The sequence below is a fragment of the Poseidonibacter ostreae genome, from assembly GCF_009208075.1.
GTDB classification, from domain to species: Bacteria; Campylobacterota; Campylobacteria; order Campylobacterales; family Arcobacteraceae; genus Poseidonibacter; species Poseidonibacter ostreae.
Window position 1 is genome coordinate 1 of record NZ_WFKJ01000067.1, and the last position, 9,750, is coordinate 9,750.

The window sequence follows — 9,750 nt, forward strand, 5'->3', positions numbered from 1 at the left end:
TTCTTGTATCTTCTAAATAACTTGTCATCTCTTTTGTTAATATTTCAATTTTATTCCAATCCTCACTATTATTTATCATGAGAGTTGAAAGTTCTATAGTTTTGCTAAAATACTTAATAAAAATAGTCTGCATTTTAAATATAGTTTTTTCATCTATATCTAACTTGCTTAAATCTTTAAAGTTTTTTTCTATTTTTTCTTTATATTCTTTAGTATTATTTAGCCATGTTTGTTCATTTGCAACTACTGCATCTTCTGTTAGTTTTATAATATTATCTAACAATATTCTATTTTCATTTGCAATATTTAAAATAGGAAAATGCTTTTGATATATAGACTCAATATACTCTTTTCCCTCTATTTGTTGAAAATAAATATTTATGATAAATAAAGCAAATAAAGCGACAGCTAAAAGGGGAGCTATAAGCATCTTATAAAAAATTGAGATTTTAAAAGGCATTATCTTATCTCCATAATTATTTTTAAATTATCATTCATATGTGAAGTTGGGATATAAGATATTGCATTTTTATTATTTTGTACAAAAGATATTAACTCTTCTATAGATTTAAGTTTTTTTGGAGGTTGCCCTCTTCCTGTAAATATCATTTTCGCCCAATACTTCTTTAGCTGTTTTTCATTTTTATTACATACTATTTTATAAAATTCTGATTGATATTTTTTATTTATATATTCAAGAGTTAATGATTTATCACCATTTGGAAGTTTTTTTGTTTTTGATAAAAATATCTTTGATAACTCTTTTTTACTTATATTTTCTATACTTGAATCTTTTGAAACAATTACAGCTAAACTACTTGCATTAAGATTTATACTAAAAAAAAGGAACATGAAAAATTTAAAATACAAAGTTTATACTTCCTATAAAAGTGTCATTTGAGTTTCTTTTATCCTCTGAATCTATATATTTTAAAAACTCTTTTTCATGGGTAAAACTAGTTTTAAAAACTATATTTTCACTATAATCATATTTTAATCCTAAAGAGTATTTTTCAATATTCATTTTATCTGTTATAACTCTTCTTAGATCAGGCGAAGTATTTGAATTATTTTTAAAATTTAGAATTTCATTTGAGTATAAAATATATGGAGTAAAATCCTCAAAACTATATTCAAGAGAAGTATAATACTTTATATCTTCTGGAAATACATTTGTTAAATTTGTTTTTATTAAACCTGACTTTAAAGTATAATTATCAAGATAAATTTCTGATTCTAAAGCATACATACTAAAATCAACATTTGAATCAATAATATCACTATTGTTTCTTGTAACAATAGTTGAATCTGCTTGTAAATAACCAATATTTAATAAAAAATTATTGTGTGTAGTTTTTAATGTAAGTCCAACTAAATTATCTACATCGCCCTCTCTAGTATTTCCTCTTCCATCACTAAGTTCATTTTCAGATTTTCCATAAGATACTTGTGCTAAAAAATCAAAATCTTTATATGAAAAATTCTTTAAAAGCTCTATACCTTTAAAGTCATCACAACCAAATACTCCATAAAAACTAAGAGGAGTTTTTGTCCAAGTATATGTATATCCAATATCACCTGTTTCAGAAGATTTGAAAACAGGAAATTGAAGAGCCCCAGCTCTTAGTGTAATGTCATTTTTAAAATAGTAATCTATATACAACCATTTTAATTCGCTATCATAATCACTTAAAGAGTTTGATTCTCTTCCTTGTGAATTCAATCCTTCCTTTAGGTGTATTTGTCCTGTTATAGATATATTATCACTTATTTGATATCGACCTTGAAGTCCTCCTGAAAAATCCAATTTATCTTTATTTTTAAGCTTAGATTTGTTCATACTAATATTTCCATATCCATCTAATCTAAAAGAATCACTAAGCTGTTCTGCCTTTAAAAAAATGAAAGAAAATAGTAAAAATATGATTATTTTAAAGAAGCTATCTAGCATTACTTATCCTATATTTATAATAAGTAAATAGTATCTAAACAGATTAAACAGAAAGTAACAATTTTAGTAAAATTATAAATAGCTCCAAAGAGCTATTAAGTTTTTATGTTTAAGAAGAACAAGAAAGTTTTATGTTTGCAAACTCCATTGGCGTAGGCTTTGAATATCTATCAAATTCTTCATGTTCATCAAATGGATTTTGAGCAATTTTTAATAAATCATTTACTAAAGAATAATCACCTTCATGAGCTAATTCTATAGCTTCTTGAAGCATATAATTTTTGATTATATATTTAGGATTAACTTCTTTCATAATTTCAATTCTTTGCTCAAAATTATTTTCTTGTTTTTCACAAACTACTTTATAAGAATCAAACCAATCTTTAAGTGGCTCTTGAAAAACTGAAATATCTAAAATTGAAGATAAATCATCAAAAGAGTTTATAGAACTTAGTCTATGAAAAAATACATTATAATCTATTTTAGAACTCTCTAATGCACCTAAAAGTTCAAGTATTAAATCTAAATTACTACTACCACTTTTAGCTGCATTTAAACCTAATTTTTGATTCATTAGTTCTAAATATACGTTTTCATGTTGTGGTAAAAATGTTTTCATATACTCAAGTAATTTCTCTTCATCACAAATCTCTTTTAATGCATTTGCTAAAACTATTAAATTCCATCTTGCAACATATGGCTGGTTATTATAAGAGTATCGTCCTTCTGCATCTGTATGATTACAAATAGAGTTTTTATCAAAATAATCCATAAATGCAAATGGGCCATAATCAATGGTAAGACCTGCCATTGAGAAGTTATCTGTATTCATAACTCCATGCATAAATCCATATGCTTGCCACTTTGCTAACATTGAAGCTGTTTTATCAACAAGTGAATAAAACATTTTCTCATATTTTTTATCTACATCTTTTAAGTGTGGATAGTTTTGCTCTATTACATAATCTGCAAGTTTTATTAAATTTTCTTTTGAGTTTTGAGTATTTGCAAAAAATTCAAAGGTACCTATTCTTATCCAAGAAGGCGACATTCTCATTACAATTGAGCAAGACTCTTTTTCCCATTCTCTGTGAGCAAATGTATCTGAATCAATAATAGCTAAAGCTCTTGTAGTTGGAATATTTAAAGCGTGCATTGCTTCACTCATAATATATTCTCTAATGGAAGATCGTAAAACTGCTCTACCATCACCTTGTCTTGAATACTTAGTTGGACCTGAACCTTTTGTTTGCAGCTGCCAAGAGTTAATTTTTCCTAAATTTATAGCCCGTCCATCTCCTAATTGTGGTACAAAATATCCAAACTGGTGACCTGCGTAAACCATAGAGAAACTATCTTGATTTTCTAAGGATTTAACACCATTCATAAACTCTAAAAACTCTTTCGATTCGCACTCAGTATAATCTAAATCTATTAAATCACAAGCTTGCTTATTGAAAGATACAAGCTTTGGATTTTTTAAAGGTGTTGCTTTTAATTTTTCATATAATTTTGTATCCATATGGAAATAATCCATATCAACTTTTAAGTCATTTAATTTCATAATCTTTTCTCTTTTAATAAAATATTTAATTGTAAAATCAAGATATCAAAACTATTTATAAAATAAGATAAAAATTGTCTTATTTAGACTTTTATCTATATTCTAAACAAAGACTACACATAGAAAAACTATAATTTGTCAAATAAAAAGGATTGATAAAATGAAAAAATTACTTCTATTTTTATCTCTTGGTTTTTCATCATTATTTGCTTTTGAGCATTTAACTCTTGAAAACATTGAAGATAAACTTAAAAATAAAAATGTAATTATTGATTTTTATGCTACTTGGTGAGGGTCTTGTAAGGTTTTAGGTAAAAACTTGACAAAATATAATACAAGCAAACAAGATAACGTAGAGATTTATAAACTAAATATTCAAGAGCAAGAACTTTTAACAGCTCAATACCAAATTAAAGGTGTTCCAACTTTAATTTACTTAGAAAATGGAAAAATTGTTGGTAAGCAACTTGGAGTTCGAAGTGTAGAACAATTAAAAAATTATGAAAAAGAGTATTTTTCAAACTCTTCTGTTAAATAGAAACCTAAGCTCTTAGGTTTCTATTGGCAATATTTTCAATTAAAACTGTAGCATAAGAGCCTTTTGGCAAAGTAAATTTTACTTTACACTTACTACTGTTTTTATCATAGTTTAGACTTATATTTGTAGGATAAACAATCGCATCCCTTCTATAACCTTTTTCTTGAATATATGTATCATCATATTTTTCTTCAATTTCTCTTGCATTTTTAATACTTCTAAAAGCTTTATTTCCAGGTAATAATCCAGTAGGAACTATTTTTTTATTATTAAAATCATTTAACATTTGAGGTGTTAAATTTTTTGGAGTAAAAAATTCATCACTTCTATATTCTCTAAATACATCACCATCCATTGGAACAAATGTATCTTCGCTTAAACTTAATCTTTCAACTAACCACTTATTAAAAAAATCACTTTGATAAGCAGATACTAACATCTTAGATATTTTTCTATCTTTGATTTGATAATCTTCATAAATATATTTTCTTGCTTTTTCTAAGTTTTCTTTTCCATCACGACCGAATCTTTGGTAACCAAAATAGTTTGGCATACCAACGATTGAAATCTCTTTTAAAAGTTTTTCAATTTTTCCAACATCTTCCATCTTAACTTCATGAAGATTTATTTCAAAAGAGTTTCCAATTAAATCTCCAATATTTAGCTTTGTTCCATGAAGTGTAGTTTCAAGTATTTTAATTTTATTGTGTCTAAATTGTTTTAAATCTTTTGAATATTTTTTTGGAATTGATATATATTGAGTTGTTGTTGCATTTTTATCTTTAAGTCCTGCATAACCTAATTCATTTTCATAAATTCTAAGACCTTTTGCTAAACTCTCTAATAAATCCCAAGTTCCTAATTTTGTTTTTTTAATCTTTGCAATTATAAAATTACCACGACCTTTAAACTTAATTGGAACTTCTTCAACAATAAAATCATCAACGTTTTGATAGAATTTAAAATCTAATTTTTCGTGCTTTTGTAGGAACTCTCTTTTAATCATAAGTTATATCTTTGTATTTATTTTTTGCAATTATAGTCTAAGTTTTATTTACTTTTCATTGCTTTAAATACTTAGCCTTAAATCTAAAAATTCATACCAATCTTAAAATAAGCGCTTATACAATAAAATGGCGCATAATATAAAGGGAATAAATATATGAATAACAATACAGAAGCAATCAAAGCTAATAGACCAGAAATAATAACAACAGATATTGAAGCAATAAGTTTCTACCGTAAAATGGATACAGCTGCAACTGTTATTGATATAATTGCAGGTAAATATGTAATTGTTGAAGAGTACTATAGCAATGGTTTAGAAGTTCTTGCAGAACTTAAAAAAAATCTTCTAAAGACATATACAGATAAAAGTTTTAAAGGTCAAAGAGAATATCGTTCTGCTTTTAGAGAAGCTTCACATAGATTACTAATAAAAGTAATAGATAATAAATTACCTTTAAAAAAAGCTCCAAATATTGGCTGGTTAGAAATTTTATATCCAGAAGTAAAAGATTTTTATATCTCTTATCCAGATGTTCAAGGAATGAATAGCTCATGGCAATGGTATAAAAAAGGTATTGAGATTAAGACATTAGATTTAAATATCTATCCTTACTATGGTACATATTTCCCTACAAGATTTGATCATTTAAAACTATTTGATAAATGGTTAAAAAAATATGATGGCTCAAAAGAAAAAGCAATTGAAATTGGAGTGGGAAGTGGAGTTTTATCTTTTCAATTAATCCAAAATGGTTTTAATAATATTACAGCAACGGATACAAATAAAAATGCAATTATTGGTGTAAAAGAAGAGTGTCAAAGATTAGGCTTTGAAGATAAAATAAGTTTAAATCATGGAGATTTATTTGAAAATTGTGAAGAAAAAGCTGATGTAATAGTTTTTAATCCACCATGGTTAAAAGCAAAGCATAAACTTGAAGAGGGAATTGATAAAGCTATGTATTATGAAGATGAACTTTTTCCAAGATTCTTCGAACAAGCAAAACAGCACTTGAAAGAAGATGGGAAAATAGTATTAATCTTCTCAAACCTTTCAGAAGTTGTAGATGAGCAAAGTTCTCATCCAATAATAGATGAGCTTAGAAACAATAATCGATTTAGAAAAGACTTACATTTAAGACGAGATGTAAGAGCATCATCTAGAAGAACAAAAAGAACAGATGAAAGAGCAAATGAAAAAGTTGAGTTATGGGTATTAGCAAATAAGAAAGAGAAATAATTACCTTTTTAAAAGAGAAGTATAATACTTATCTAAGCATTAAATACTTATAATAAGAACTATACTTCTTAAAAAAAGGATATTTTTTGAAACTAGAAGACTTAGGTTCGAAACTAAAAGAATTAAGAAAAGAAAAAAATTTAACTCAAGAACAATTAGAAGAATATTCTAGTATCACTAAAAAAACAATATCTAAAATGGAAAATGGTTTTAATGATGAAGTTGGAATAAAAAAAGTAGAAACTATTCTTGATTTATTAGGTTATGAGTTTAGCATACGATTAAAAAATCGTCCTAGAACACTAGAAGAACTCCAAGAGGAGTTAGAAAATGAATAACAATAAATTAAAAGTATTTACAAATAAAATACTAGCAGGTAATCTTTACAAAGAAAATGATACTTATATATTTAACTACAATGAAAATACAAAAGATTTAGTATCTCTTACTATGCCAATTCGTGCAAACTCTTGGACTTCAAAAAAACTTCACCCTATTTTCCAAATGAATCTTCCAGAAGGTGCACTAAAAGAAGTAATCAAAAATCATTTTGCAAAAATCAAAAAAATGGATGATTTAGGTTTTTTAGAACTAATAGGCCCTTATGTTTTAGGTAGAGTTAAATATAAAGAAATAGTTGAAGATTATGAACAAGTGAATATCCACAATTAGCCTAAATGAATACTTTTGTATGAGAGCTATTAAAAACGCAGGATTAGAAACAGAAGACTTTTATCTTTCAGATGATTTATCAATGTTTATAATGAAAAGATTTGATGTAAAAGAAGATAACACTTATTTAGGTTTTGAAGATATGTGCGTATTAACAGGACGAGGGACAGATGATAAATACAATGGTTCTTATGAAGAGATAGTAAGAGTTATAAAAGAAATTATTCCAATACAAAATAGAAAAAAAACTCTAAAAGATTTCTTCAAAGCAATAGTAATGAATCACCTTTTACAAAATGGGGATGGGCATCTTAAAAACTACGGAATCATTTATGATAAAGATTTTGAAGATGCAAAATTTACTCCAATATATGATGTAATTACAACAACTATTTACATCAAAAATGATATTCCAGCACTAAGAATATCAGATGGGAAACTTTGGTGGAAAGAAAAAACTTATAAATCTTTTGCAAAGAATTCTTGTATGATAAATAGTAAAGAATATCTTGAAATAATTAGTGACTGTATAAATGCAATAGATAAAACTAAAGAAGAAATAAATAAGTATAAAACTAAAAATAACGAGGTTCTTCTATTTTTAGAAAAATTAAAAGATATATGGAAAAATAAAATATAAGGATTTTTATGGATATGCAAAATATAGAAAAAATCATAAAAGATTTTTCGAAACAAAGAGATTGGGATAAGTTTCACAATCCAAAAAATATTTCTATGGCATTAAATGTTGAAGCTTCAGAACTTTTAGAAATATTTCAGTGGCTAGATTTTGAACAAGCAGCAAACTTAAATAAAGACAAACATCAACACGCAAAAGAAGAAATAGCTGATATTGCAGTTTATTTAATAAGAATGTGCATGAGTTTAAATATAAACTTAGAAGATGCTATAAAAGAAAAAATGAAAATAAATGAACTTAAATACCCTCTGCTAGATGAAAATGGAGAAAAAATCAGTTATGGGAAGAAGAAGTAACTAAAGTTTTATATTCAAATCATTGTCTAAAGCTTTTTGAACTAATAAATCTGCAACTTCATGCTGAGCTAGAACAAAAGACTTTATAGCTAAATCCCTTAAGCTCTTTTTTTCTGCTACAGTATCTACATTCACAATAATATTGATATCTTCTTTAAATGATAAAAGTGATTCACAAATAAGTCGTTTACGAGTAAGATTACGAACAGTAACTATAATACTTGATGCTTCATCTACTTTTAGAGACTCTAAAACAGGAGATTTATTTAAATGTCCAAAATAGGCTTTATACCCTCTTTTTTGTGCTAATAACACATGTCTTAAATCATCAGATATGATTACAAACTCTTCTTTTTTCTCTTCTAACTGTTTTGCTACTATTCTTCCAAGAGTAGAATATCCACAAAGAATGATATGATTTTTAGCATTAATAGGTGTGATTTTATCCGACTCAAAGAACTCTACAACAAAAAATGAAGCAAGTTTATATATATTATTCACAATAAAAGGTGTAATAATCATTGAAAGCACTGTAACTAAAATAAGAAACTTACTTAATTCATCTGATAAAAGAGTATTACTTGAAGCTAAAGCAAATACAGCAAAAGAGAATTCACCAACTTGAGATAAGGCAAATGCAGCTTTAATTGAATCACTTTTATTAGCTTTTCTTTTAATTATAAAATATATTACTAGTGCTTTTATTATCATTACTGATAACAATATTGCAAAAATATAATGAAGATTATAAATAAAATATGTAATGTCAATCTTTGTTCCAACAGAAAAGAAAAAAGTACCTAAAAGTAAATCTTTGTAAGATGAAATATCTGATTCGACTTTTACATGATAATTAGTTTCTGCAATAATCATTCCTGCAATAAAAGCACCTAAAGAGTAAGTAAAACCAATTTCATGTGCTAATAAAGAGGTACCTATAACAATAGAGAAAACCGAACCTAAAAAAAGTTCTTCTAATTTAGCTTTTGTGGCAAAATATAAAAGCCAATTTACAATTTTTTTACCTATTGTAAACATAAATAATATGATTCCAGCTGCAGCAACTGATGTTTGAAGTAAAATCTCAGGAATTGAAAGGGTAGAATTAGATAAAAAACCAATAAGTAACAGTATTGGTATTACTGCTAAATCTTGAAAAATTAAAATAGCAGTTGACTTTTCTCCATAAGGCGTATAAATATCTTTTGACTGCTTTAAATAAGTTAATACTACAGCAGTTGAAGAGAGTGAAAAAGCAAGTGAAATAATAATAGAGGATGTAATATCAATTAAAAATACATAATGTGAAAGCATAAAGATAATAATTGTACTAAGACCTACTTGCAAAGAGCCATTTAAAAATAGAATCTCTTTCATTTTTTTTAACTTAGATATTGACATTTCAAGACCAATTGTAAACATTAAAAAAACGATTCCAAACTCTGCTATTAATTCAAGGGCGTGTAGATTATTTTGATTATTAAAGTTAAAGATATTACTTAAAATAGTACCTGTTATTATATAACCTATGATATGTGAAATACCCCATTTTTTTAAAAAGATATTTAAAATAGTTGCCAGTGATAAAGATATAAAAATAATTACTAATATTGATTCCATTGAAGCATTTTACCAAAAAAAATAATATATATGCTTTTTTATAATGTATAGAAGGTAAACAAAAAGAATTAGGAAATGTCTTGTTTATTGAGATTTAAAGCACTTAAAATATATTAATTAAAACCTTTACCTTTTAGAATATTCTCCAAAATCTACAGGTT

Annotated in this window: 12 protein-coding genes and 1 pseudogene; 7 read left to right on the top strand and 6 right to left on the bottom strand. The window is 26.0% G+C overall.

Annotated features, from left to right (window positions below):
* From GBG18_RS14205 to GBG18_RS14220, 4 genes are all read right to left on the bottom strand, one after another.
* On the bottom strand, nt 1–460 hold a 460-nt coding region (locus tag GBG18_RS14205; protein WP_226898712.1), incomplete at its 3' end, for a hypothetical protein.
* Entirely contained in the window at nt 460–870 is a 411-nt protein-coding gene (locus GBG18_RS14210) for a hypothetical protein (protein ID WP_152192132.1), read from the bottom strand. The genes GBG18_RS14205 and GBG18_RS14210, both read right to left, overlap by 1 nt.
* A complete protein-coding gene (locus tag GBG18_RS14215) occupies nt 860–1,951 on the bottom strand; it encodes a hypothetical protein (RefSeq protein ID WP_152192134.1) in 1,092 nt (363 codons plus the stop codon). The genes GBG18_RS14210 and GBG18_RS14215 overlap by 11 nt, the downstream gene beginning before the upstream one ends.
* A 109-nt stretch (nt 1,952–2,060) precedes the next feature.
* Nucleotides 2,061–3,515, bottom strand: a complete 1,455-nt coding sequence (locus GBG18_RS14220; RefSeq protein ID WP_152192136.1) for a protein adenylyltransferase SelO — start codon at nt 3,513–3,515, stop codon at nt 2,061–2,063.
* A 160-nt stretch (nt 3,516–3,675) separates the two neighbouring features.
* Here GBG18_RS14220 and GBG18_RS15685 point away from each other — a divergent pair, with 160 nt between their 5' ends.
* Together GBG18_RS15685 and GBG18_RS14225 are read left to right on the top strand one after the other, a co-directional pair.
* Nucleotides 3,676–3,807 carry a hypothetical protein gene (locus GBG18_RS15685; RefSeq protein ID WP_255467396.1) on the top strand — a complete coding sequence of 44 codons (132 nt, stop codon included), beginning with the start codon at nt 3,676–3,678 and terminating at the stop codon, nt 3,805–3,807.
* Between the two features lie 12 nt (nt 3,808–3,819).
* A pseudogene (locus GBG18_RS14225) lies at nt 3,820–4,053 on the top strand (thioredoxin family protein); the annotation flags it as partial.
* A gap of 4 nt (nt 4,054–4,057) precedes the next feature.
* Here the strand turns inward: GBG18_RS14225 and GBG18_RS14230 are convergent.
* Entirely contained in the window at nt 4,058–5,059 is a 1,002-nt protein-coding gene (locus GBG18_RS14230) for a tRNA pseudouridine(13) synthase TruD (RefSeq protein WP_152192139.1), read from the bottom strand.
* Nucleotides 5,060–5,215: 156 nt separating this feature from the next.
* Between GBG18_RS14230 and GBG18_RS14235 the strand changes: the two genes are divergently transcribed.
* The 5 genes from GBG18_RS14235 (at nt 5,216) to GBG18_RS14255 (ending at nt 7,969) form a co-directional block, all read left to right on the top strand.
* The gene (locus tag GBG18_RS14235; RefSeq protein ID WP_152192141.1) at nt 5,216–6,301 is read left to right on the top strand and encodes a methyltransferase; all 1,086 of its coding nucleotides are present in this window, start codon (nt 5,216–5,218) and stop codon (nt 6,299–6,301) included.
* Nucleotides 6,302–6,387: 86 nt separating this feature from the next.
* A complete protein-coding gene (locus GBG18_RS14240) occupies nt 6,388–6,639 on the top strand; it encodes a helix-turn-helix domain-containing protein (protein ID WP_152192142.1) in 252 nt (83 codons plus the stop codon).
* Nucleotides 6,632–6,973 carry a HipA N-terminal domain-containing protein gene (locus GBG18_RS14245; RefSeq protein WP_152192144.1) on the top strand — a complete coding sequence of 114 codons (342 nt, stop codon included), beginning with the start codon at nt 6,632–6,634 and terminating at the stop codon, nt 6,971–6,973. The genes GBG18_RS14240 and GBG18_RS14245 overlap by 8 nt, the downstream gene beginning before the upstream one ends.
* 19 nt (nt 6,974–6,992) lie before the next feature.
* Nucleotides 6,993–7,613, top strand: a complete 621-nt coding sequence (locus GBG18_RS14250; RefSeq protein WP_152192150.1) for a HipA domain-containing protein — start codon at nt 6,993–6,995, stop codon at nt 7,611–7,613.
* A gap of 8 nt (nt 7,614–7,621) precedes the next feature.
* Nucleotides 7,622–7,969 (top strand): nucleotide pyrophosphohydrolase, encoded by a 348-nt coding sequence (locus tag GBG18_RS14255; RefSeq protein ID WP_152192146.1) that lies wholly within the window; start codon nt 7,622–7,624, stop codon nt 7,967–7,969.
* Here GBG18_RS14255 and GBG18_RS14260 read toward each other — a convergent pair whose 3' ends face one another.
* A complete protein-coding gene (locus tag GBG18_RS14260; protein ID WP_152192148.1) occupies nt 7,970–9,589 on the bottom strand; it encodes a cation:proton antiporter domain-containing protein in 1,620 nt (539 codons plus the stop codon).
* Nucleotides 9,590–9,750: the final 161 nt, after the last annotated feature.

What these genes read in the sequence shown, in the direction of transcription:
- GBG18_RS14260 (WP_152192148.1), bottom strand. Translation starts at nt 9,589, where the DNA reads ATGGAATCAATATTAGTAATTATTTTTATATCTTTATCACTGGCAACT.
- GBG18_RS14215 (WP_152192134.1), bottom strand. Translation starts at nt 1,951, where the DNA reads ATGCTAGATAGCTTCTTTAAAATAATCATATTTTTACTATTTTCTTTC.
- GBG18_RS15685 (WP_255467396.1), top strand. Translation starts at nt 3,676, where the DNA reads ATGAAAAAATTACTTCTATTTTTATCTCTTGGTTTTTCATCATTATTT.
- GBG18_RS14250 (WP_152192150.1), top strand. Translation starts at nt 6,993, where the DNA reads ATGAGAGCTATTAAAAACGCAGGATTAGAAACAGAAGACTTTTATCTT.
- GBG18_RS14230 (WP_152192139.1), bottom strand. Translation starts at nt 5,059, where the DNA reads ATGATTAAAAGAGAGTTCCTACAAAAGCACGAAAAATTAGATTTTAAA.
- GBG18_RS14235 (WP_152192141.1), top strand. Translation starts at nt 5,216, where the DNA reads ATGAATAACAATACAGAAGCAATCAAAGCTAATAGACCAGAAATAATA.
- GBG18_RS14255 (WP_152192146.1), top strand. Translation starts at nt 7,622, where the DNA reads ATGGATATGCAAAATATAGAAAAAATCATAAAAGATTTTTCGAAACAA.
- GBG18_RS14245 (WP_152192144.1), top strand. Translation starts at nt 6,632, where the DNA reads ATGAATAACAATAAATTAAAAGTATTTACAAATAAAATACTAGCAGGT.
- GBG18_RS14220 (WP_152192136.1), bottom strand. Translation starts at nt 3,515, where the DNA reads ATGAAATTAAATGACTTAAAAGTTGATATGGATTATTTCCATATGGAT.